Source organism: Streptomyces sp. NEAU-YJ-81 (genome assembly GCF_017592595.1).
Classification (GTDB): Bacteria; Actinomycetota; Actinomycetes; order Streptomycetales; family Streptomycetaceae; genus Streptomyces; species Streptomyces hygroscopicus_B.
Window position 1 is genome coordinate 147818 of record NZ_JAGFNO010000002.1, and the last position, 21455, is coordinate 169272.

Here is a 21455-nt window from a genome sequence, read left to right on the forward strand (position 1 = left end):
GGGGGTGGGGTCGCAGGGGTGGTGTCCTGGACGCTTACGCATATTTGTGGCGCCAATCTCCGGCCCACTCCACACCTCCGGGCACCGGCGCCGTAAATATGCGGTCCAGGGCACCGCACCGGAGGCCCCGCCCCCGGCACCCACCACGAACGGCAGGCGCACCACCCACGCACCCGCACTCAGGCCAGCACGTCCCGCCACGTGTCCGTCAGCGCCGTCGAGACGTCGTACGCGGCGATAGGGGCGCCATGCGGGGTCGTGGCGCGGCGGGCGGCGAGGCCGTGGAGGTAGGCGCCGACGGAGGCGGCATCGCGGGCGGGGAGGCCCGTGGCGAGCAGGGAGCCGATCAGGCCGGAGAGCACATCGCCGCTGCCCGCCGTGGCCAGCCAGCCGGTGCCGGTGGGGTTGACGCGTACCGGCTGGTGCTCGGCGGCGATCAGTGTGGTGGACCCCTTCAGGAGGACGGTCGCGCCGTAGCGTTCGGACAGGGCCCGCACGGCGGCGAGGCGGCCCGACTCGACCTCCTCGCGGCTCACGCCGAGCAGCGCCGCGGCCTCGCCCGCATGCGGGGTGAGGACGGTGGCCGCCTCGCGTTTGCGCAGGTCGCTGCCGGTGGGCAGCAGGTGGAGCCCATCGGCGTCGACCAGGACCGGGACGTCGGAGGCGAGGACGTCGTCCAGGGAGTGCTTGGCCGCCGCGCCGTCGCCGAGGCCGGGGCCGACGACCCATGACTGGACGCGGCCCGCCTTGGCCGGGGGCCCGGTGTGGACGAGGGTTTCGGGGAAGCGCGAGATGACGTCGTCGGCGGCGGGGCCGACGTAGCGCACCGCCCCCCCGCCGCCCCGCAGCGCGCCCGAGACGGCCAGGACGGCCGCGCCCGGGTAGCGGGCGGAGCCCGCGACGACGCCCACCACGCCGCGCCGGTACTTGTCGCTCTCGGGCGTGGGCCGGGGCAGCAGCGCCGCCACGTCCTCGTGCTGCAGCGCCTCCACGTCGGGGTCGGCCGGAAGATGGGCGTCCAGGCCGATGTCGATCAGCCGCAGGGCGCCCGCGTGAGTGTGGGCGGGGTCGATGAGCAGCCCCGGCTTGTACGCGCCGAAGGTGATCGTGGCGTTCGCGCGCACGGCGGAGCCGCGTACCTCGCCGGTGTCGGCGTCGACCCCGCTGGGCAGGTCCACGGCGACGGCGATGCCGCGCACCGCCCGGACCAGCCGCTCCGCGTCGGGCCGCAGCCCGCCCTTGCCGCCGATGCCGACGATTCCGTCGATGACGAGATCGGCGCGCGCGACGGCCGCTTCGGCGCGGCCGTCCGCCGCCGCGTTCCCGCCCGCTGCCGGGCCACTGCCTGTCGCCGCGCCGCCGCTTGCCGCGCCGTCCGCTGCCGCGCTGCCGCCCGCCGCCCCGCCACCGGCGGTCACCACCCGCCCGCCCGCCGCCCGCAAGGCGGCAAGGCCGCCCCCGTGCGCCCGTTCGGGGTTGAGCAGCACCGCCGTGACCCCGGCGCCGCGCCGGGCCAGCCGGGCGCCCGCGTAGAGCGCGTCACCGCCGTTGTCGCCGCTGCCGACGAGCAGGGCCACCCGGGAGCCGTACACCCGGCCCAGCAGATCGGCGCACGCGGCCGCGAGCCCCGCCGCCGCGCGCTGCATAAGCGCTCCTTCGGGCAGCCGCGCCATCAGTTCGCGCTCGGCGGCCCTTACGGTCTCCACGCTGTAGGCAATCCTCATGCTCTTAGTCTCCCGAACAGAGGGCACTCCGTGCGTGGAAGCACACACTCCGGTGGGCTGATCGGCCTGAGAGACTGACGGAGATGGACGAGACACCGATGCGCGCCCGTGCCGTGGTCGATCTGGCCGCCCTACGGGCCAACGTAAGGGTGCTGCGCGACGCGGCGCCCACGGCCGAGCTGATGACCGTGGTCAAGTCGGACGCCTATGGCCACGGCATGATCCCGTGTGCGCGCGCCGCCCGTAAGGCGGGCGCGAGCTGGCTGGGCGCGGCCACGCCCGAGGAGGCGCTCGGGCTGCGGGCGGCGGGGGACACGGGCCGGCTGATGTGCTGGCTGTGGACGCCCGGCGGGCCTTGGCGGCAGGCGATCGAGGCGGATATCGACGTTTCGGCCAGCGGGCTGTGGGCGCTGCGCGAGGCCGTCGCGGCAGCGCGCGCGTGCGGCCGTACGGCGCGGCTCCACCTCAAGGCGGACACCGGGCTCGGCCGTAGCGGCTGCCAGCCCGCCGACTGGCCCGCCCTGGTCGACGAGGCCCGCGCGGCCGAGGCCGAAGGGGCCATTCGGGTGACGGGGCTGTGGTCCCACTTCGCCTGCGCGGACGAGCCGGGCCATCCGTCCATCGGCGCCCAGCTGTCGGTCTTCCGCGAAATGGTGGCGCACGCCGAGCAGGCGGGGCTGCGGCCGGAGGTGCGCCATCTGGCCAACTCCCCGGCGACCCTGACCGTGCCCGAGTCCCACTTCGACCTCGTCCGGACCGGCATCGCCACCTATGGCATCTCCCCGAGCCCCGAACTCGGCACGGCCGCCGACTTCGGCCTGCGGCCGGTGATGACGCTCTCCGCCGCGCTCGCCTCCGTCAAGCGGGTGCCGGGCGGGCACGGCGTCTCCTACGGGCACCGCTATGTGACCCCCGGCGAGACGACCCTCGCGCTGGTGCCCGTCGGGTACGGGGACGGCATTCCGCGCCATGCCTCGGGCACCGGCCCGGTGCTGGTCGCGGGAAAGTGGCGGACCATCGCGGGTACGGTCGCCATGGACCAGTTCGTGGTGGACTTGGGCGGGGACACCGCCGCCCCGGGGGACGAGGCGGTGCTGTTCGGTCCGGGTGACCGGGGCGAGCCGACCGCCGAGGACTGGGCACGTGCGGTGGGCTCGATCGCCTATGAGATCGTGACGCGAATCTCGGCCCGGATCCCCCGCGTTTATGTAGGTGAGGACGGGGGCACAGGGAACTGACCATGGGCGACGAGAGCACGGCCGGCAGTACGGCAGAGATGGCGACGAGAGTCGCGGCGGGGGCCACAGCCGTGAGCTGGCGCCGGGGCGCCGGATTCGCGGGAGCCACGATCGGCGTGCTCGCGGCGGGGGCGGCCGCGGGCGTCGCGCTAGAGCGGCTGACGGTCGGCCGCGGCGTACGACGCAAGGCCCGGCTCGCACTGGACGCCGAGGGCCCGTACGGCACGCTGCGCGGCACTCCGGGCAGGGCGATCGCCGACGACGGCACCGAGCTCTACTACGAGGTCGAAGAGGTGCGGGAGAACGCCGCCGCGCCCTCGCCGCGGCGCAAGCGGCGGTTCGGGCGCCGCACCCCCACCCCCGTCACCATGGTCTTCAGCCATGGCTACTGCCTCGGCCAGGACTCCTGGCACTTCCAGCGCTCCGCGCTGCGCGAGGTGGTCCGCACCGTCTACTGGGACCAGCGCTGCCACGGCCGCTCGGCGCGCGGCTGCGCCCAGGCGGACGGCGAGGCGATCAGCATCGACCAGCTCGGCCGCGATCTGAAAGCGGTCATAGACGCGGCCGCGCCCGAGGGCCCGCTGGTGCTGGTCGGCCACTCCATGGGCGGGATGACGATGATGGCGCTCGCCGCGCAGTACCCCGACCTGGTGCGCGAGCGCGTGATCGGCGCGGCCTTCATCGGCACCTCGGCGGGGCGGCTGGGCGAGGTCAGCTTCGGCCTCCCGGTGGTCGGGGTGAACGCGGTGCGGCGGGTGCTGCCGGGGCTGCTCAAGGCGCTGGGCTGGCAGGCCGACCTGGTCGAGCGGGGGAGGCGGGCGACCGCCGATCTCTTCGCGGGGCTGATCAAGCGCTATTCGTTCGGCTCGAAGGACGTGGACCCGGGGGTCGCGCGGTTCGCCGAGCGGCTGATCGAGGCGACGCCGATCGATGTGGTCGCGGAGTTCTACCCGGCGTTCATCGCCCACGACAAGGCGGCCGCGCTGCCGCACTTCGACGGGCGGCCGGTGCTGGTGCTCGCGGGCGACAAGGACCTGATCACCCCGATGGAACACAGCGAGGCGATCGCGGAGCTGCTTCCCGGGGCCGAGCTGGTGATCCTCGAAGAGGCCGGGCATCTGGTGATCCTCGAGCATCCCGAGGTGGTCAACGGCCACCTGACCGAGCTGCTCTCGCGGGCCGTGGACGGGGCGGGCGACCGGGCGAAGTGGGGCGTGTCGGGCTGAGGGGCGGGGGCCCGACTGGCGGGGCGGTGCGCGTGTTTTGGCGGAGTGGTGCTCGTGCCTGGCGGCTAGGTGCTCGTCCCTGGTCGGCCGATGCTCGTCTCCGGTGGCCCGGCAGCCGTTTCCGGTGGGCCCGTGGCTGTCGCCGGTGCTCGGTGCGTGCGTGTCCGCGTCGGTCCGGTGGCCGTTCCTGGCGGCTCGGTGCCCGTTCCTGGCGGCCCAGCGTCTGGCCTCGGCGGTCCGGTGGCCCGTATCCGGCGGCCGGGTGCCCGTACCCGGTGGGCCCGGGTGCCTGTCCCGACCGACGGTCTCCGCGTGGCCGTCAGCCCGGCTGTCCGACCGCCCGGCCAGGGCGTTCGTACCGGTCCGCGCTGGGCTTTTCGGGCCCGTACCATCGGCGGGTATGGACGTAGGCACGCGCATCACCGTCACTTCTCCCGACCAGATGCGGGACCTGGGCCGCAGACTCGCCAAGCTGCTGCGCCCCGGGGATCTGGTCCTGCTCACCGGTGAACTCGGCGCGGGCAAGACGACCCTGACGCGGGGCCTGGGCGAGGGCCTCGGCGTCCGTGGTGCCGTCACCTCCCCCACCTTCGTGATCGCCCGGGTGCACCCCTCGCTGGGCGATGGCCCGCCGTTGGTCCATGTCGACGCGTACCGGCTGAACGGCGGCCTCGACGAGATGGAGGACCTGGACCTCGACGTCTCCCTGCCGGATTCGGTGGTGGCCGTGGAGTGGGGCGAGGGGAAGGTCGAGGGGCTGGCGGAGGACCGGCTGCATGTGGTGATCCAGCGGACGGTGGGCAGCGACATGGCGGTCACGGACGCGATGGCCGCCGATGTGGACGACGTACGGGACGTGGTGGTGACGGGCGTCGGCCCCCGCTGGGCGGGGGAGGACCTGGCGTCGCTCGCCGGGTAGCGCAGCGGGGTAGCGCCGCGGGCGGCCCGGCCTGGCAGGGCCGCCGGGTAGAGCTCGCGTGCAGATGCCGGGTAGTTTCCGACAAGCCGTCGGCATGCTGTTGCATTCCGGGCATCGCCCGTGGTCACATGGGGGGAGAAAGCGTGGGTTAGGTCTGCCTAACTCCGCTCGACTGCCCCAGCACCCTCAGGAGGCATCCATGTCGGCCCACGACCCTGTGGCCGGGACCGGCGCGCGCGACGACCGGTCACCGTCGATGTCGGAGCTCCTGGCGGCGTGTGCGGCGGCGAGCGCGGTCTCGACGCCCCCGCGGCCGGCCGAGGAGGAGACTCCCGCGTCCGCCCAGACGCCCGCGTCAGTCGAGTCCGAGTCCGAGCTCGAGGCGGACGACGAGGGGCGCGACGCGGCGTAGCGCCCGTCGCGGCTGCGTCATCTCCGCTACGGACTACGGACTACGGGCTACGGGACTACCGGGTACCGGACTACGGGATGACGACGACCTTCGTGTCCACCTGGGCGAAGTCCCACATCGCCGCACTGTCCGCCCGGCTCTCCCGGACGGCCCCGGTCCGCTTGCGCGCGTTCGGGTCCGGCATCGACCCGTCCACCGCCGCACTGAAACCGAACACGACCCCCCCTTCCGAGTGGAAGACGACGACGTGCTCGACCTGTACTCCGTCCGATCCGACCCCGCCCTTGTTGCGCGAGGTCACGGAATAGGTCCCCGGGTCGGGGCTGGCCGGGCTCGGGCCCACCTGGAAGGTGTCGGTGGCCTTACCGTCGGCACCGACCAGCCAGACCCGCTTGTCGCCCAGTGCGTAGACGACCCGTACGCCGGTGCCGGAGCCGGCCGGAAGGGCGGTGGACTTCTGCTTCGACCCCGCCCCGTCCTTGTCCTTCTTCTTGGACTCGGCGGAGTGCGACCCGGGCCGGGCCTGGGTGGGATGGTCGGGTGCGGTCGCGGCGGCCTGGTAGCCGAGGAACCCGACGACGCCCAGCGCGGCGGCGGTGAGTACGGCCACAGCAGGCCCGGTACTGCTCCTTGGCACGGCGGCAACCCTCTCCTGCGGTCAGTACGTGCTGACGGCCCGTACACACTTACGGTGACGGTAGCACCGGCGCCCGCCGCCCCGCCGCGCTCCGGCCGACCGGTGACCGAGCTGTTCCACCGTCGGTACGAAAGGTCGGTACGAAAGAACGACCTTCCGGCGCGCCGTAGGCTGTTCTCGTGCTGTTGCTCGCTCTTGATACCGCCACCCCCGCCGTGACCGTCGCCCTGCACGACGGCTCCGCAGTGATCGCCGAGTCCTCGGACGTGGACGCCCGGCGCCACGGCGAGCTGCTGCTGCCCGCCGTGCACCGGACGCTGAAAGAGGCGGGCACCGAACTGGCCGCGGTGACGGAGATCGTCGTCGGGGCGGGCCCCGGCCCGTACACCGGACTGCGCGTGGGCCTGGTGACCGCGGCCACCTTCGGGTCGGCCCTCGGCGTCCCCGTCCACGGGCTGTGCACCCTGGACGGGATCGCGTACGCCGCCGGGCGGGCCGGTCTGGACGGCCCCTTCGTCGTGGCCACGGACGCGCGGCGCAAGGAGGTCTACTGGGCGCGCTACGACGACGCCCGGACCCGCGTCACCGAGCCCGCCGTCGACCACCCGGCCGATCTCGCCGAGCGGGTCGCCGGGCTGCCCGCGGTCGGCGCGGGCGCGCTGCTCTACCCGGCGGCCTTCGCCGACGTACCGCCCGGGATGCCGGAGTACCAGTCGGCCGGGGCGCTCGCCTCGCTCGCCGCCGAGAAGCTGGCGCGCGGCGAGGAGCTGCCGCCGCCCCGGCCCCTGTATCTGCGCCGGCCCGACGCCAAGGTGCCCGCCAACTACAAGGTGGTCACCCCGAAGTGAGCGGCGCGACCGTGACGCTGCGCGAGATGCGCTGGTGGGACCTGGACCGGGTGATGGAGCTCGAAGAGGAGCTGTTCCCCGAGGACGCCTGGTCGCGGGGGATGTTCTGGTCCGAGCTCGCCCATGCCCGGGGCCGGGACGCCACCCGGCACTATGTGGTGGCGGAGAGCGGGCCCCGGCTGGTCGGATACGCCGGGCTCGCCGTCTTCGACCGCACCGGCGACGTCCAGACCATCGCCTCCGCCCGCGACCACTGGGGCACCGGCCTCGGCGCCCGCCTCCTCACCGACCTCCTTACGGCCGCCACCGCCTTCGAATGCCGTGAGGTGCTGCTGGAGGTGCGGGTCGACAACGCCCGCGCGCAGCGGCTGTACGAGCGCTTCGGCTTCGAGCCCATCGGCATACGCAGGGGCTACTACCAGCCCGGCAATGTGGACGCCCTGGTCATGCGGCTGTCCGACCCGGCGGCGCCGGGTGTGACGACGGCGGGCATCGCGACTGCCGCGGACGGCGAGGTTGGTGTGTCCCCCGAGAGTGGTGTGTCCCCCGAGGCTGGTGTGCCCACCGAGACCGGCGCGCCCGTTGACGCCGGCGCGTCCACCGAGACCAGCGCGTCCACAGCGAACACAGCGAACACAGCGAATTCCGCGAACACCGCGAACCCCTCGACCTCAGTACAAGGAACCGAGACCCATGGCTGACGAACCCCTCGTCCTCGGCATCGAGACCTCCTGCGACGAGACCGGCGTCGGCATCGTCCGCGGCCACACCCTCCTCGCCGACGCCGTCGCCTCCAGCGTGGACGAGCACGCCCGCTTCGGCGGTGTCGTCCCCGAGGTCGCCAGCCGCGCCCATCTGGAGGCGATGGTCCCCACGATCCAGCGTGCGCTGAAGGAGGCCGGGGTCGCCGCCTCCGACCTCGACGGCATCGCCGTCACCGCGGGCCCCGGGCTCGCGGGCGCGCTGCTGGTCGGCGTCTCGGCCGCCAAGGCGTACGCCTACGCCCTCGGCAAGCCGCTCTACGGCGTCAACCACCTCGCCTCCCACATCTGCGTCGACCAGTTGGAGCACGGGCCGCTGCCCGAGCCGACGATGGCGCTGCTGGTGAGCGGCGGCCACTCCTCGCTGCTCCTCGCGCCCGACATCACCTCCGACGTCCGCCCGCTCGGCTCGACCATCGACGACGCGGCGGGCGAGGCGTTCGACAAGATCGCCCGGGTGCTGAACCTGGGCTTCCCCGGCGGCCCCGTCATCGACCGCATCGCCCGCGAGGGCGACCCGGACGCGATCGCCTTCCCGCGCGGGCTGACCGGTCCGCGGGATGCCGCGTATGACTTCTCCTTCTCGGGGCTGAAGACCGCGGTCGCCCGCTGGATCGAGGCGAAGCGGGCGGCGGGCGAGGAGGTCCCGGTCGCCGATGTCTCGGCCTCCTTCCAGGAGGCGGTCGTGGACGTGCTGACCCGTAAGGCCGTCCGCGCCTGCAAGGACGAGGGCGTGGAGCATCTGATGATCGGCGGCGGCGTCGCCGCCAACTCCCGGCTGCGGGCCATGGCCGCACGCCGCTGCGAGGACGCGGGCCTCACCCTGCGGGTGCCGCGGCCGAAGCTGTGCACGGACAACGGGGCGATGGTCGCGGCGCTGGGCGCGGAGATGGTGGCGCGGGGACGGTCCGCCTCGGCCTGGGACCTGTCGGCGGACTCCTCGCTTCCGGTGACCGATCCGCATGTCCCGGACCCGAACGCGCACTCCCACGCCCACTCCCACGACCATGTGCACGAGCTGAGCCGGAAGAACCTGTACGCATGACCGTCGCGCTGATGTGGGAAGCCCGAGCCGTGGCGGGGAAGGGCGAGGAGCTGCTGGCGTGGGCCGCCCGCCAGCCCCTCGACCCGGCCCCGCTGCGCCGCGAGACCTTCCGCGCGCCCGAGGACCGCGTCCTCGTCATCACCTGGTGGGACGGTGCCTACGACACCCCGGGCCTGCCGGAACTCCCCGAACCGGGGGAGGACTTGGCCCGACGCGCGGTGCACCGCTGGCGCTTCGAAGCGCTCACGGACGAGAGCTGAGCCATACGGCGCGCCTCGGTTGTGTGGCGCGCCTTCGGCTGTACCGAGCGCTCTGGCTGTACGGCGGCCCCGGTTTGTGCCCTGCGCCTTGGCTGTGCGGCGGCCCCGGCCGTGCCCCGATCCCTGGCTGTGCGGCCTTCGGCCGTACCGCGCGCCCCGGCTGTACGGCCCCTGGCGGTGCCGTCCCCGGTCGTACCCCGTGCCCCCGGCGTACCCCACGCCCTGGCCGTAGTGCCGTCGCGGGCCGTGCCGTCTGCCATCCCGGGCCGAGCCGCCCCGGCCGTACCGTGTGCCCTGGCGGTGCCGTCCCCTGCCGCACTCCGCCCCCGGCCGTAGTGCCGTCCCGACCGTACCGCCCCCGGTCACGCCCTCACCGGAGGGCATGGGCGAGATCGGCGAGGTGCCGGGAGACCGGGCCCAGGGTGAGCAGTCCGCTGCCCGCCCCGGCCAGTTCCGCCGCCGCCGGGGCAAGGGCGGCGCGGGCGCGCGCCATTGTCTCCCGGTCGCCGACGGCGATGGCCGCCCGGCCGGTGAGACACCACAGGGCCTCCAGCAGCAGATCGCGGGGCGGCTCCGGGACCGCGCGCAGCGCCGCCGCGGCCTCGGCGCGGTGGTCCCGGGCCAGTAGCACCAGCGGGCGGGCCCAGGGCGCGTACGGCCCCCAGTCGAGGTCCGCGTCGGTCGGGGCGGGCCGCCCCTGTTCCACGCGCAGGCAGAGCAGCGCGAGCGGCAGCAGACCGTGCTCCAGACCGGGCATCCCGGCGCCGTCCAGCCGTGTGGCCGCGTCCCGGTAGGCCGCCTCGGCCTCGGTCGCCTGCCCCGTCGCGGCCAGCCGTAGTGCCCGGTACCACTCGGTGAACACGCTTACCAGCGGCCGCTCATGGCGCTCGCCCAGATGGTCGGCGGCGGCCGCGTGCCGGTCGGCCGACGCGAAGTCCGCGAGCGCGCTGCGGGCCTGGAGCCGGATGAGATGGCCGAGCACCTCGAAGGTGACCAGGCCGTGCCGGGCCGACAGGGCGATCAGCTCGGCTCCGGTCGCGTCCCGGCGGGGGGCCAGCCCCGCGTGGTCGAAGGTCTGCATGAAGACACCGTTGAGGGCGAACGCCAGCAGCGCGGGATCGTCCAGCCGCCGGGCGATCTCCTCGGCCTGCCGGGCCGCTTGGCGGCCACGTTCGGAACGACCGCCACGCGACTCGACGGCAATCGTGGCCAACAGCCGGGCCCGCACCGCCTCATGACGCGGGACCGCGTCGCCCGTAGGGCCGTGCCCGAGCGTGCTGTGGGCGGTCGCGCCGAGGTTTCCCCCAGGGGCGGTGCTCCCGAGCCCGACGGTCTCGTGGCCGAAGGCCCGGCGGCTGGGCAACTCGTGCCCGGTCGCCGCGCGCTCCGGCACGCCGTGGCCAAGCGTGTCGCGGCCGGTTGCCCCGTGGCTGGGGGCCTCGTGAGCAGGGCCCTCGTGATCGGTTGCCCCATGGCTGGGGACCTCGTTGCCCGGCGCCTCGTGACCGCGGCCCTCGTGCCCGGTCACCGCGCGCCCCGGTGCTTCGTGGTCGGGCGCGCCGGGGCCGGTTGCCTCGTGATCGGGCGTCCCGTGCACGGTTGTCTCATGGCTGGGCGCCCCGTGGCCGGGGGCCCCGTGAGCGGGCGCCTCGTGGTCTGAGGACTCCTGGCCGGTTGCCTTGGGGCCGGGCGCCCCTGGGCCGATTGCTCCACGACCGGGCGCCCCGTGGTCAGGCCCACCATGGTCAGGCGCTCCACGACCGGGCGCCCCGTGGCCAGGCCCCCCATGGTCAGGCGCCCCACGACCGGGCCCCCCATAGCCAGGCGGCTCGACGCCAGGAGCCCCTTCGTCTGGCACCCCGGGACCGGCCGCGAGCGCGGCCAAGGTGTGTTCGGCTGCGGCTACGATCGACGCCGCCTGTTCCGGGTCGTCCAGGCGGGTCCAGATTGCCGGGACGTCGTAGGCGCCGATGACCCGGGCGGTCAGTTCCGGGTCGCCCAGTTCCTCCGCCGCCGCGACGGCGGCCACGCGTTGCTGTCGGGCCGTCCGCAGGCCGCCGCCCCCCGCCATCGAGAGGTCGCGGAGCAGGCCGACCGTGGACTCCAGACGGGCCCGCGCGCCGGAGGCCACCGTGCGGTCGTAGGCGGCGGCCGCTTCCGCCCATACCTGGGCGGCCGTCCCGCCCCGGGCCGTGGCGGGGTCGAGGTGGGGTGCCTGGTCGAGGATGTCCGTCTCCAGGCGGCGCAGTTCCGGGCCCGGGTCCACGCCCAGTTGCTCGACGAGCAGCGTCCGGGCCCGCCGCAGGACCGCCAGCGCGTCGCCCTGGCGGCCGGTGCGGTACAGCGCGAGGGCCAGCGCCCGCCACGCGCCCTCACGCCAGGGGTGCTCGGCCAGATGCGCCTCCAGGTCCGGGACCGCCTCGGCGGCTCGGCCCAGCGCCAGCCGGGCCTCCGCCTGCCGTTCGACGGCGTGCAGCCGCAGCTCCGCCAGCCGGGAGCGTTCGCCCCGGGCCCAGTCCTCGTCGGCGAACTCCGCGTACGCGGGGCCGCGCCACCGGCTCAGCGCCGCCTCCAGCCGGGGCAGCGCGCCGTCCGGCCGCAGGGTCGCGGCGGCGGACACGTCCTGTTCGAAGCGCCAGGCGTCCACCGCGTCCGCATCGGCGCGCAGCGCGTATCCGGGCCCCTCGGTGACCAGCAGCCGGGCCGGGGTGCGGGGCGGGCGCTGTGGCTCCAGCGCGCGGCGCAGCGCGGCCACGAACGTACGCACCGCGCCGACCGCCCCCGGGGGCGGCTCCGTCCACAGGTCGTCGACCAGCCGGGATACGGGTACGACGCGACGGCGGGCGACGATCAGCCGGGCCAGCACCGCGCGGTGCCGTGGCCCCTTCAACGCGATGGCGCACTCGTCGGCGTCCCAGGCCACCACCGGCCCCAGCACTCCGAACCCGACCCGCATGCGGTCACCGTAGCGCGCTGATCGGATGCTCATCCGCACCCGGCAGGCTGACAGGCAACTGGTCACACCTGGTCACCTGGACCATCCACAGCAAGGGCGGAAACATGGGCCTTCTCATCCCCGGCTTCGACTACCGGCGCGTCCCCGTCGCCGACGGCGTGTCCCTGAACGCGGCCGTCGCGGGGTCGGGCAGTCCCCTCGTGCTGCTGCACGGCTTCCCGCAGACCCACCTGATGTGGCGGCATGTCGCCGCCGACCTCGCGGCCGACCACACCGTGATCTGCCCCGACCTGCGCGGTTACGGCGCCAGCGACAAACCGGCCGCCGACACCGACGCCACTGCCGATGCCGATGCCGATGCCGACGCTGAAGCCGACGGCGCCGCCTACGCCAAGCGCACCATGGCCGCCGACATCGTCGCCCTGGCCCGCGCCCTCGGCCATGACCGCTTTGCCCTGGCCGGGCATGACCGTGGCGCCCTGGTCGCCTTCCGGGCGGGCCTCGATCACCCCGCGGCGATCACCCATCTCGCCTGCCTGGACGTGCTGCCGACCCTCGACATGTGGGACGTGATGTGCGGCACCACCGCCGCGGTCGGCTTCCACCTCTATCTGATGGCCCAGCCCCCGGGGCTGCCCGAGCGGATGATCGCCGCCTGTCCCGACGACTTCTTCGGCCACTTCCTGGACCTGTGGGCGGGCGACCCGGGGGCCATCCCCGCCGAGGTCCGCACCGCTTATCTGGACGCCTGCCGCGCCGCGGTGCCCTCGATCGTGGCCGACTACCGCGCCTCCGCCGGTGTCGACGTCGACCACGACCGGGCCGACCGGGACGCCGGGCGCCGGCTGACGATGCCGGTCACCGTGCTCCAGCAGGACTGGGGCGCCGCCCTCGGCTATGACGCGGCGGCGGTGTGGCGCGCCTGGGCCGACGACCTGGAGCACCACACCGTCGGCTACGGCCACTTCATGGCCGAGGAGGCACCCGCCGACATCGCCAAGCACCTGCGGGAGCTGCTCGCCCGCTAGAGCCAGAATCTCGGCGTCCGCCAAAGCCTCGCCGTCACGCCGTCACGCCGTCACGCCGTCACGCCGTACCGGCGTAGTGCTCGGCGATCTCGTCGCTGGTCGTCACCCACACCCCGGGGTGGTTCACGACGTACTCCAGCGCCTGGTCCACGTACTTGTGCCGGAACGGCTGGTTGATCACGAACGGATGCAGCACCAGGGACATCACCCGGCCGCTGGTGGCCGCGTCGGCGTAGAGCTGGTCCAGCTGGTCTTTGACGATCCGGACGAAATCCGGCCCGCTGAGGCTCTTGCCCACGAACATCTGGACGTCGTTGACCTCGATCGAATACGGCACGCTCAGCATGCCCGGCACGTTCAGCCGGTACGGCTGGTCGTCGTTGGCCCAGTCGAGCACGTACCTCAGCCCCAGCTCGGCCAGGAGTTCCGGGGTCCGGAAGGTCTCGGTCAGCGCCGGTCCCAGCCAGCCGCGCGGCCTGCTGCCGGTGGCCTTCTCGATGGTGTCGATCACCTCGGTGAGGTAGGCGCGCTCCTCCTCGGGGGACATGTCCGCCTGGAGGATCGAGTTGTTCTTGCCGTGCGCCGCCCACACCCAGTTCCGCTCGCGGCCGGCCCGGATGATCTGGGGGTAGCGCTCGGCGACGTCGGAGTTGAGCATCACGCTCGCCCGCACCTGGTGCCGGTCCAGGCTCTCGATCAGCCGCCAGATGCCCACCCGGGGCCCGTAGTCCCGCCACCCGTAGTTGAGCGGGTCGGGCGCCAGCGCCCTGGTGTCGGCGAAGATACTGGTCGAGGGGCGGTCGACCTGGTAGTGCTCGACGTTCAGCCCGACGTAGAAGGCCACGCGGGCGCCGTCCGGCCAGTGGATCGGTTCGCGCTCGACGATGGGGCTGTAGTCGAAGAGCTGGTTGTCCATCAGAGCTCACCTCATAGGTGCGGTGCGGCGGTTCGGTTCGGTTCGCTTGATGGGCATCGTGAAACCCTCACATCAGTGAGAAGGTCAAGCGGGGGCTTCGCAGGCGGGGACTTCGCATGAGGAGTGACCACGTGAGCTGAGAGACTGCGTCGGCGTATCCCGCTGTGCTGTGAGTGCCACGAGTGACGTGCGTGCCAGCAGTGCCATGAGTGCCATGAGGAAGGACGTCATGACGCCGCCCATCGAGCTTCCGCCACCGCCGCCCGGCCCGGACGAGCGGCCGTGGAAGGACCGCGCCGGGTTGCTCGACGAGCGGGCGCGGGCGATGGGGGCGCTGGCGCGGTGGTATCTGGCGCCGCATCGGGCGCTGCTGCTGTGGCTGTCCACGCTCGTCTTCGCGCTGGGGTGGAGCCTCGCGGTCTCGGGGTTCCAGTTCCTGGTGAAGGGCGAGATCATCGAGCACGTGCTGGGCGTGATCTTCCTGGGTCTCGCCCTGGGCGCCACGGTCCCCTCCAGCCTCGGCGTGGCCTCGGGCATCCGGCGCGACGTCTTCGTTGGCGCGTGCCTCCGCGACTGGGCGGAGCTGGAGCGTGATCCCCAGACGCTGCCGCACTGGCGCGTCTCCGGCGGCGCGCTCCTCTGGCTGGGTCCGTCCATCGTGCTGACCTGCCTCGGGCTGGCACTGGGCGGGTTCGCCGTCTTCGCGGACATCGGTACGGAGAGCTTCGGCACCGTCGCCGGTATCGGCATCGTCTTCGCGGTCGCCGGGGCGCTCGGCATGGCCAAGGCGATCGACTACTACCGCCTGGTCAGCCGCGAACTCCGCCCCGACACCGGCGTTCCGGATACCCACGGCCGGGCTGCCTACGGTCCGGACACCCGCGATCCGGGCACGTGTGGTCCGGACACGCGCGGTCCCGGCTCCCCCTACGACGACGGCTTCTGCGACGACGGCTTCTGCAGTGACTGAAAGCGGTGCCGCAGCTCCTCGTACCGCTCGTTCGGGCTCTCCCCGCGCTGCTTGGCCGCCTCCTCGATGCGGGTCAGTAGCTGCCTGATCCGCACGGCGTCCATATAGGCGTCGCGCTCCAGCTTCTTGTACGCGGCGGCGGCGGGCCCCTTGTGGTCGTCCGGGTCGACCGACTGCTTCAGGTGGCCGAGACGCTCGATCTGTTCCTCAAGGTAACTGAGCATTCCCTCAAGGTCTTTGATGAGATCCGACAGATCCTGGTCCGATACGGACAGTTTGTCTTTACTCATGTTCCATCCGTCTCTGCATCCTCCCATCGGCCCATTCGCGGGATGATCGTGCCATGACCGGGGCCGGTGTGGAGAGCCACCGCTCCTATGGAAGTTGGCCGGTGTCCGCCAACTCATCACAGACCAGGCTGTTTGGGGCCTGGTGACCTCGCGAACGGTCTTCGAGGTCGGGGAGCGGCACGAGTTGGTCACTTCGGCGCGGTCGGGTCTTGCCGCCCTGGTGGGGCGTGCCCGCTGTCCTGGGTGGGCTCGTGGTCCCGCGTGGCCTGGGCAGGGATGCGGTCTGGCCGGTAGCTCTCCGCCGCCCGATCCTCTGGTCGGGTGCGGTCACACCTGGCCGACGCCGGATCCTGTGTCCCAGGCCACGCCGTCCGATCGCCACAGCGGCACTGTGGTGCCGGGTGACGGTGGTCTTGGTCTGCTGCTGGAGTGGGTTCTTCCAGTACCTCTCGCCCCAGATCGAGGTGTATGCGGGGTCGACGGCGATGACGGCCAGGCCCTGGTGACAGGCCATGGAGCGCAGTCGTTCGCGGAAGCGTGCGGTGGGGATCTGGGCCACGGTGCGGCGGAAGGCCTTGCCCCGGCGGCCGCGTCCCATGGTCTCCCGGCCGGTGGTGCGGGCGTCGGAGAAGCCCAGGTTCTCGATCACGATGGCGGCGCAGTCGTGCTCGTGGGCGAGGGCGATGAGGCGGGTGATGGCCGCTCGCAGGTGTCCGTCCTGTGTGGTGGTGGGGCCGGTTGGCTTTAGCGGGATCGTGTGGGGTTCGCCGATGGGGTTGCCGTGTGGGTCGAGGACGATGGTGGCGAGGTGGTCGGCGTTGAGGTCGACGGCGAGCAGCCTCGCGCCGGGCGCCGGGATCTCTTCCGGGCTGGGGGGTGGGGTGGTGCTGGTGGACCAGGAGGCGTCCAGGTACCAGCGGTCGCGGGCGGGGTCATAGACGATGTCGTAGCGCACGGCCCGGTGGGCGCTGACCCGGTCCAGCCACTCCGGGCGGCGGTGATGGAAGGTGACCGTGCACGAGAGCCGGTAGCGGCCGCGCGGGGCGTTGGACAGATACCGCAAGGGTTCTGGCAGCACCAGCGTGAGCGAGCCATCTGCGGGGTCGACGGTGATGGTGTAGTTGCCGTGCGGGGCCCCGGACTCGCCGTCGGCGGTCAGGAACAGGCGGGCAGCATCCCACCGCTTCCGCCAGTCGGCCTCGGTCAGGCCGGTCTCCGCGAGGCGGTGACGGGTCCTGGCCAGCCGGCGCCCGCCCACCGTGACCGACGGTCGCCCCTGGTCGATCTGCTGCTCCACCACCGCCAGCCGGGCTTGGAGCTTGCTCAGGTGTCGCTGTTTCTGCCAGCGCTCAGCCCGGTCGGCATACCCGCGCACCCGGCCCTGCCTGTGCCCGCACGCCACCGCCAGCCGCTGCTCGATCTTCCGGATGCGGCAGCGCAGACCGGCCCGTTCATCGATCAGGCAGCGCATCGACAGCTGGTACTGGTCTTCCGATACCCGGGTCATCGCGCCCGCCCACCGCGACGAGGACACCGCCGTCAGCTGCTTCTTCCGCTCCGCCCGCCCGGTCTGCCGCGCCGGAACGTTCCCCGTCCGGGCGCGTGCGGCGAGATCGGCCCGCTGGTGGTGGCCCAGATGCTCGCCGACCAGCGTCAGGACCTTCACATCCGCCGCCGTCAGATCCTTCAGCCGGTCCCGGATCCGCCCCCCGCACGGAGCGGCCACCGTGAACGGGGCAGCGATCACACGCAGCTCACGCTCCCTCCCCCGCTTGCGCGCCACCAGCCACCCCCCTCGGCCGTCTCGAACGAACTCGCCATCACCGATCATGCATTCCCCACGCCCCCAACACCCCCACAAGCGGTCCCGTTCACCCCATCGAGCGACACCCCGGCCAACCACGGCCAACAACCGAATCAACAGTCGGCAACTTGCTGTTTCTCCTCGGTCGAAGGGGCTGGACGGCCCGGCGTGGTGGGGGAGTCGTGGGCGCGGTGGGCGGAGGGGTCAGTCCGGCAGGACCGTGTCCGGGGGCAATTCGATGCAAAAGTCGGCGGCGAGAACGCCCAGCACCTCGTCGCTGTCGGCGAGTTGGCGCTCCTTACGGGTGCCGTCGGAACCGGTCTCGACCAGGGTCCGCCCGGACAGGGAGAGATGGCGGCCCAGGGTGGTGCGCTGGACGTAGAGGCTGTGCTGGAAGGGCGAACGCGGGCTGGTGGCGACGTACCAGTTGATCACCACGTAGTCGGACGGGTGGCAGGGCTCCCGGGTGAAGGCGTACTGGTCCTGCCAGGAGCCGTCGAGGAACGCCTGGAACACCCACAGGTCCTCCAGCCCCCCGGGGTGCGGCTCGCGGACGTAGCGATGGCGGCGGGGGCCGTCGTGGAACTCGGTGCCGGCCACGAGCGGCACGGCCTCCAGGAGGCTGCCGATGCTGCCGAAGCCCACATCGGCCACATAACGCCGCTCCTCGCCCGGGATCTCGACCAGCAGCAGCATGTGGGTGCGCGGACGGACCGCCCCGGGGGCCGCTCCGACCCGGACGCGGCCGGAGAGGCCGGTGACGCCGAAGCCGAGGGCGGTGAGGGCGGCGGTCAGCAGCGTGTTGTGCTCGTAGCAGTAACCGCCGCGCCGACTGCGGACCAGCTTGGCCTCGAGGTCGGGGAGGGCGAGGGAGGGGGCCGAGCCGAGGAGGGGCTCGAGGTTCTCGAACGGGATGGTCATGAGGTGTGCCCGATGCACCGCCCGCAGCGTCTCCGCGGTGGGCGCGGGGCGCCGGTCGCCCGTCCAGCCGATACGGGCCAGATAGGCGTCAAGATCGAGGTCGGTGCGGGTCGGTTCCATACCGCCGACCGTAACGCCGCGGCCCCGGCACCGGCCTCCGCTCATGGTGGGGGCAGCACCTGGTCCCCTGGACGTAGGTCCTTTACGCCTTCGGTGCCGCCGCGAGGTGATCGAGCTCGCCCGCCTTGATGGACCGGAGCAGGGCTCCCAGCTTCACGGGGGTCGTGGCGAGGACGGTGCGGGGGTCGTCGCTCTCGCGGAGGGCGACGGTCGTGCCTATGAGGGCGAGTTCTATGCAGGAGTTTCCGTCCCCCGCGCCGGAGTACGACGACTTGCGCCAGTTGGCCTCGGACATTCTTTCGCCCTCACATGTGTTGAACGGTCTCGCGGATGAAGTCACGTGACTCCTTCTCTGACAACGCCAGCTCTTCGGTCCGGTCCATGACCGCCCGGTAGTTCAGAAGCTGGGACTCCCCGTCGAGGAACGCCGCGTCCTGCGCGACGTCGAGTTGAACGGTATCCAACTGCGGCACCGGACCCGTGGCGTAGGTAACGGAGATACCGGCGACGTGGAATCCTCCGGCCGCGATCGGGACGACCCGAACGGAGACGTTCGGGCGGTCCGAGGACTCCAGCAGGCTGTCGAGCTGCGCGCACAGCACGCGCCGATCGCCGAACCGTACGCGGAGCGCGGTCTCGTGGATGATGAATGTGCAGGATGGAGGCTCGTCCCGGTCCAGGATGTCCCGGCGCTTCATACGGTGGGAGAGTCTTCGGCGGAGCTCTGTGGCAGACCAGCCGGGGACGGCCGTGCTCAGTACCGACCGGGCGTAGTCCTCGGTCTGCAGGAGTCCAGGGATGTGCATCAGCTCCACGACGCGCAGGCTCGTGGCGAAGTACTCCAGTTCTGCCAGATCGAGACCGGCGGCGCCGAGTGTCCCCCGGTACTCCTCCCACCAGCCACGCTTGCGCTCGGTCGCCATCGCGACCAGCGCATCCACGTACGCCTCCTCCGGGCAGGCGTAGTTGGCGGCGAGTGTGCGTACGCGCTCTTCGCTGACGCCGAACCGGGCCAGCTCCATGTTGGTGACATGCGAGCGGTTGGTGCCCAGTCGGTCGGCCGCTTCCTGGATGGTAAGACCCGCGTGCTCGCGCATCCTCCGAAGCTCCGTGCCAAGTCGGCGCTGACGTGCCGTGATGGTGGTCCTCGAAGCCATGCCTGCCTTCCTCGTGGGTCGTCACCCAGTGTGGCGCGTGGCCACGAATGGGTCTATCTACTCACTAATTTCGACGACTCGGTGGCACTAGTTAGGTGAAAACCTCTACCGTAGGTGTCGTTGCCGCTACTGCGCGTTGATCGCCGTAACGGTACGCGCGCTGTCGGCCCCCTCACAGGGAGTTGCCCCATGGATTCCGATCACGAGTCCGACGACCGTCCCCCACACCGCCCGCCGGTTCCCTCCAGGGACCCGTACGTCTACACCCTCCAGAGCAGCCGCCACGCGACCTCCCCCAAGGTCTGCCGGGACTTCGTGGCCTGCGTCCTGAACTCCGTGGGGCAGGAGGAACTGGTCGACACGGCGACGCTGTGCACCTCGGAGCTGGCCACCAACGCGTTTCTGCACGCCGAGGGCGACTCCCTCATGCTGCGCGTGGTGATCGAGCCGCCCCGCTTCCGCGTCCTGGTCTACGACGCCTCCGCCGAACTCCCCACCGCCGCACGCCTCCCCGAGGGCGATCGTCTCCACGGCCGCGGCCTCGGACTGGTGGCGGCCCTGGCCGACGCGTGGGGGACGGCGGAGGGGGACACGGTCGGCACGTACGCGAAGGGGGTCTGGTTCGAACTCGCGGGCAAGGAGGAGGACGACGAGGGTTAGCCCCGGCGTTTTATGGTCGCGCGACCTTCCGTGCCGCTTTCCTCACCGCTTGGCTTTCCTTACCGCTTGGCTTTGGCGTCCATGAAAGTCAGCGGAAATGTCTCGCCGGACTCCGCGTAACGGTGGAACCGGCTCGCCCAGGACGGCTCCTGAAGGGCCCGGGCCTGGGTGCGGGGCAGTGCCATATGCACATCGCGGGCGCCGTTCTGGTCGGCCGGGGTCGGCGCTATGTGCACGGTCCAGGCAATGGGGATCGAGGTGAAGTCGTACCAGAACGGGGCGCCCTGGCCGAAATCGATGCGGTAGAAGGGGAGTCTCGACCAGTTGTTGATCGCGATGGTGCTGTCGAACGCGTCCAGGCCCATGGTGTTCATGAGGCGCTTGAAGCGTCCCGCATCGCGTTCGGCGCAGAGGAACGCCGTTTCCTCGCGGATCCTCTCCTCCGTGTTCATGGCATGGCCCGCGCGGACCGCCGCGGCGACCTCGCCGAGAGGGCGGGCGCGCAGTTCGGCCGCGGTCATTCCGGGCCGGGTGTTGGTGACGGCGTTGCCCCAGTAGTCATCCGGTATGGATTCGCCGGCGAACGAACGGAAGTCGGCGATGAGGCCGAGCCTTTCCTCGCTCGCGTCGGGGCGGTCACGCAATTCGCCGAGCACTTTCCACAGATGGGCGGTCAGCGCGTCATTGGTCGACACCCACCGCTCCGTGCCCGCGAGGTCGGCCATCGCGGTGTCCTTCATCGTGGCCAGTTCGGCGGCCGTGAAGCGGGTGGTCACCGTCGTCACGTTGCCGAGGCTGCCCATCAGGGCGCGGCCGATGAAGGCGGCCTTCTGGGCTCGCCCGGTGACCGTGAGATGGGCGCCGCCCGTACGGGTGTCACCTGTGGCCGACGCGCCGAGCGTGTCGATGACGCCGCGGTCGTGGTTGGGTTTGGCGTATCCGAGGCCCCGGTGCTCGTTCACCCAGCTCTCCAGGAAGCTCATATAGCTGGACCCGTCGGCCACGGCGTGGTTCATCGTGAGGCCCAGGATGGAGCCCCCGCCCTTCATATGGGTGAGTTTCACCGTGAAAAGCGGCGTATCGTGGTCAACTACCCAGAACGGCATGGCGTGACTGAGATGGCGCTCCAGCCCCTTTTTCGCCGTATGGCGAGGCCCGTAGTCCGGCATGGGCTCGGATGCGTATGCCTCGACGAAGCGCACACCGCCGTCGTCGCAGAGCACACTGAGGCCGCCGTCGGGATCCCTCTTCATGCGGCCGGAAAGGATCGGGAAGTTGCGCAATGTCCTGGCGAGGGAGGCGCGGAGCGCCTCGCCGTCGAGCGTCTCCCGGTAGAAAAAGGCGCGCGGTGTATAGATCGGACCGATGAGCATGTCGTAGACGCTCAGCCGCATGCGGTCACCGTTCGCTTCTCCGGCGCGCACGGTGAACGTTCGCTTGGCGCCGCTCTCGGTGGCGGATGCCGTCATACTCACACGCTCTTTCGTCGGGACCGAACACGCTGTCGCGTCGACGCGTTGACCCTAACTCTCCGGTCGCGAGCGGCCTCATGAACTGGAGCCG

20 protein-coding genes and 1 pseudogene are annotated in these 21455 nt (G+C 72.2%); 11 read left to right on the top strand and 10 right to left on the bottom strand.

The window, feature by feature from the left end:
- Positions 1 to 179: 179 nt before the first annotated feature.
- Positions 180 to 1724: an NAD(P)H-hydrate dehydratase gene (locus J5X86_RS06230; RefSeq protein ID WP_208515772.1), complete on the bottom strand. Its 1545-nt coding sequence runs from the start codon at positions 1722 to 1724 to the stop codon at positions 180 to 182.
- Positions 1725 to 1807: 83 nt separating this feature from the next.
- On the opposite strand from J5X86_RS06230, the gene alr reads away from it, so the two are divergent.
- The 4 genes from alr (at position 1808) to J5X86_RS06250 (ending at position 5519) form a co-directional block, all read left to right on the top strand.
- Positions 1808 to 2962, top strand: a complete 1155-nt coding sequence (gene alr / locus J5X86_RS06235; protein ID WP_208515773.1) for an alanine racemase — start codon at positions 1808 to 1810, stop codon at positions 2960 to 2962.
- A gap of 2 nt (positions 2963 to 2964) precedes the next feature.
- Complete coding sequence (locus J5X86_RS06240; RefSeq protein WP_208515774.1) at positions 2965 to 4188, top strand: alpha/beta fold hydrolase; 1224 nt, start codon at positions 2965 to 2967, stop codon at positions 4186 to 4188.
- Between the two features lie 400 nt (positions 4189 to 4588).
- Positions 4589 to 5107 (top strand): tRNA (adenosine(37)-N6)-threonylcarbamoyltransferase complex ATPase subunit type 1 TsaE, encoded by a 519-nt coding sequence (tsaE, locus tag J5X86_RS06245; RefSeq protein WP_161560382.1) that lies wholly within the window; start codon positions 4589 to 4591, stop codon positions 5105 to 5107.
- A 199-nt stretch (positions 5108 to 5306) separates the two neighbouring features.
- Entirely contained in the window at positions 5307 to 5519 is a 213-nt protein-coding gene (locus J5X86_RS06250) for a hypothetical protein (RefSeq protein ID WP_208515775.1), read from the top strand.
- 70 nt (positions 5520 to 5589) lie between these two features.
- Here the strand turns inward: J5X86_RS06250 and J5X86_RS06255 are convergent, their stop codons facing one another.
- Positions 5590 to 6156: a hypothetical protein gene (locus J5X86_RS06255; protein WP_208515776.1), complete on the bottom strand. Its 567-nt coding sequence runs from the start codon at positions 6154 to 6156 to the stop codon at positions 5590 to 5592.
- Between the two features lie 179 nt (positions 6157 to 6335).
- Between J5X86_RS06255 and tsaB the strand changes: the two genes are divergently transcribed.
- The 4 genes and pseudogenes from tsaB to J5X86_RS06275 all read left to right on the top strand — a co-directional run bounded on the left by tsaB (position 6336) and on the right by J5X86_RS06275 (position 9070).
- The gene (gene tsaB, locus J5X86_RS06260; RefSeq protein ID WP_014054212.1) at positions 6336 to 7004 is read left to right on the top strand and encodes a tRNA (adenosine(37)-N6)-threonylcarbamoyltransferase complex dimerization subunit type 1 TsaB; all 669 of its coding nucleotides are present in this window, start codon (positions 6336 to 6338) and stop codon (positions 7002 to 7004) included.
- A gap of 26 nt (positions 7005 to 7030) precedes the next feature.
- A pseudogene (rimI, locus tag J5X86_RS06265) lies at positions 7031 to 7477 on the top strand (ribosomal protein S18-alanine N-acetyltransferase); the annotation flags it as partial.
- 220 nt (positions 7478 to 7697) lie between these two features.
- A complete protein-coding gene (tsaD, locus tag J5X86_RS06270) occupies positions 7698 to 8810 on the top strand; it encodes a tRNA (adenosine(37)-N6)-threonylcarbamoyltransferase complex transferase subunit TsaD (protein WP_208515777.1) in 1113 nt (370 codons plus the stop codon).
- Positions 8807 to 9070 (top strand): hypothetical protein, encoded by a 264-nt coding sequence (locus tag J5X86_RS06275; protein ID WP_208515778.1) that lies wholly within the window; start codon positions 8807 to 8809, stop codon positions 9068 to 9070. The genes tsaD and J5X86_RS06275 overlap by 4 nt, the downstream gene beginning before the upstream one ends.
- A gap of 370 nt (positions 9071 to 9440) precedes the next feature.
- Here the strand turns inward: J5X86_RS06275 and J5X86_RS06280 are convergent, their stop codons facing one another.
- Positions 9441 to 12026 (bottom strand): BTAD domain-containing putative transcriptional regulator, encoded by a 2586-nt coding sequence (locus J5X86_RS06280; protein ID WP_208515779.1) that lies wholly within the window; start codon positions 12024 to 12026, stop codon positions 9441 to 9443.
- A gap of 104 nt (positions 12027 to 12130) precedes the next feature.
- Here J5X86_RS06280 and J5X86_RS06285 point away from each other — a divergent pair, with 104 nt between their 5' ends.
- Complete coding sequence (locus J5X86_RS06285; protein ID WP_208515780.1) at positions 12131 to 13054, top strand: alpha/beta fold hydrolase; 924 nt, start codon at positions 12131 to 12133, stop codon at positions 13052 to 13054.
- A gap of 58 nt (positions 13055 to 13112) precedes the next feature.
- On the opposite strand, the gene J5X86_RS06290 is transcribed toward J5X86_RS06285, so the two are convergent.
- Positions 13113 to 13970: a polysaccharide deacetylase family protein gene (locus J5X86_RS06290; RefSeq protein ID WP_208515781.1), complete on the bottom strand. Its 858-nt coding sequence runs from the start codon at positions 13968 to 13970 to the stop codon at positions 13113 to 13115.
- Positions 13971 to 14199: 229 nt separating this feature from the next.
- On the opposite strand from J5X86_RS06290, the gene J5X86_RS06295 reads away from it, so the two are divergent.
- Entirely contained in the window at positions 14200 to 14940 is a 741-nt protein-coding gene (locus J5X86_RS06295) for a hypothetical protein (RefSeq protein ID WP_208515782.1), read from the top strand.
- Here the strand turns inward: J5X86_RS06295 and J5X86_RS06300 are convergent.
- The 5 genes from J5X86_RS06300 to J5X86_RS06320 form a co-directional block, all read right to left on the bottom strand.
- On the bottom strand, positions 14898 to 15230 hold the full coding sequence (locus tag J5X86_RS06300) for a hypothetical protein (protein ID WP_208515783.1): 333 nt from the start codon (positions 15228 to 15230) through the stop codon (positions 14898 to 14900). The two genes, J5X86_RS06295 and J5X86_RS06300, sit on opposite strands and share 43 nt — an antisense overlap.
- Before the next feature lie 85 nt (positions 15231 to 15315).
- Positions 15316 to 16977 carry a hypothetical protein gene (locus tag J5X86_RS06305; protein ID WP_308124451.1) on the bottom strand — a complete coding sequence of 554 codons (1662 nt, stop codon included), beginning with the start codon at positions 16975 to 16977 and terminating at the stop codon, positions 15316 to 15318.
- A 261-nt stretch (positions 16978 to 17238) separates the two neighbouring features.
- Positions 17239 to 18075: an arylamine N-acetyltransferase gene (locus J5X86_RS06310; protein ID WP_208515784.1), complete on the bottom strand. Its 837-nt coding sequence runs from the start codon at positions 18073 to 18075 to the stop codon at positions 17239 to 17241.
- An 82-nt stretch (positions 18076 to 18157) separates the two neighbouring features.
- Positions 18158 to 18370: a DUF397 domain-containing protein gene (locus J5X86_RS06315; protein WP_208515785.1), complete on the bottom strand. Its 213-nt coding sequence runs from the start codon at positions 18368 to 18370 to the stop codon at positions 18158 to 18160.
- A gap of 10 nt (positions 18371 to 18380) precedes the next feature.
- Entirely contained in the window at positions 18381 to 19232 is an 852-nt protein-coding gene (locus J5X86_RS06320) for a helix-turn-helix transcriptional regulator (RefSeq protein WP_208515786.1), read from the bottom strand.
- A 189-nt stretch (positions 19233 to 19421) separates the two neighbouring features.
- On the opposite strand from J5X86_RS06320, the gene J5X86_RS06325 reads away from it, so the two are divergent.
- Positions 19422 to 19892: an ATP-binding protein gene (locus J5X86_RS06325; RefSeq protein ID WP_208515787.1), complete on the top strand. Its 471-nt coding sequence runs from the start codon at positions 19422 to 19424 to the stop codon at positions 19890 to 19892.
- Between the two features lie 59 nt (positions 19893 to 19951).
- Here the strand turns inward: J5X86_RS06325 and J5X86_RS06330 are convergent, their stop codons facing one another.
- Entirely contained in the window at positions 19952 to 21361 is a 1410-nt protein-coding gene (locus J5X86_RS06330; protein WP_208515788.1) for an acyltransferase, read from the bottom strand.
- Between the last annotated feature and the right edge of the window lie 94 nt (positions 21362 to 21455).

Excerpts from the sequence above, each read along its gene's own strand:
- J5X86_RS06230 (WP_208515772.1), bottom strand. The coding sequence starts at position 1,724 with ATGAGGATTGCCTACAGCGTGGAGACCGTAAGGGCCGCCGAGCGCGAA.
- alr (WP_208515773.1), top strand. The coding sequence starts at position 1,808 with ATGGACGAGACACCGATGCGCGCCCGTGCCGTGGTCGATCTGGCCGCC.
- J5X86_RS06240 (WP_208515774.1), top strand. The coding sequence starts at position 2,965 with ATGGGCGACGAGAGCACGGCCGGCAGTACGGCAGAGATGGCGACGAGA.
- tsaE (WP_161560382.1), top strand. The coding sequence starts at position 4,589 with ATGGACGTAGGCACGCGCATCACCGTCACTTCTCCCGACCAGATGCGG.
- J5X86_RS06250 (WP_208515775.1), top strand. The coding sequence starts at position 5,307 with ATGTCGGCCCACGACCCTGTGGCCGGGACCGGCGCGCGCGACGACCGG.
- tsaD (WP_208515777.1), top strand. The coding sequence starts at position 7,698 with ATGGCTGACGAACCCCTCGTCCTCGGCATCGAGACCTCCTGCGACGAG.
- J5X86_RS06275 (WP_208515778.1), top strand. The coding sequence starts at position 8,807 with ATGACCGTCGCGCTGATGTGGGAAGCCCGAGCCGTGGCGGGGAAGGGC.
- J5X86_RS06280 (WP_208515779.1), bottom strand. The coding sequence starts at position 12,026 with ATGCGGGTCGGGTTCGGAGTGCTGGGGCCGGTGGTGGCCTGGGACGCC.
- J5X86_RS06285 (WP_208515780.1), top strand. The coding sequence starts at position 12,131 with ATGGGCCTTCTCATCCCCGGCTTCGACTACCGGCGCGTCCCCGTCGCC.
- J5X86_RS06290 (WP_208515781.1), bottom strand. The coding sequence starts at position 13,970 with ATGGACAACCAGCTCTTCGACTACAGCCCCATCGTCGAGCGCGAACCG.
- J5X86_RS06295 (WP_208515782.1), top strand. The coding sequence starts at position 14,200 with ATGACGCCGCCCATCGAGCTTCCGCCACCGCCGCCCGGCCCGGACGAG.
- J5X86_RS06300 (WP_208515783.1), bottom strand. The coding sequence starts at position 15,230 with ATGAGTAAAGACAAACTGTCCGTATCGGACCAGGATCTGTCGGATCTC.
- J5X86_RS06310 (WP_208515784.1), bottom strand. The coding sequence starts at position 18,075 with ATGGAACCGACCCGCACCGACCTCGATCTTGACGCCTATCTGGCCCGT.
- J5X86_RS06315 (WP_208515785.1), bottom strand. The coding sequence starts at position 18,370 with ATGTCCGAGGCCAACTGGCGCAAGTCGTCGTACTCCGGCGCGGGGGAC.
- J5X86_RS06320 (WP_208515786.1), bottom strand. The coding sequence starts at position 19,232 with ATGGCTTCGAGGACCACCATCACGGCACGTCAGCGCCGACTTGGCACG.
- J5X86_RS06325 (WP_208515787.1), top strand. The coding sequence starts at position 19,422 with ATGGATTCCGATCACGAGTCCGACGACCGTCCCCCACACCGCCCGCCG.
- J5X86_RS06330 (WP_208515788.1), bottom strand. The coding sequence starts at position 21,361 with ATGACGGCATCCGCCACCGAGAGCGGCGCCAAGCGAACGTTCACCGTG.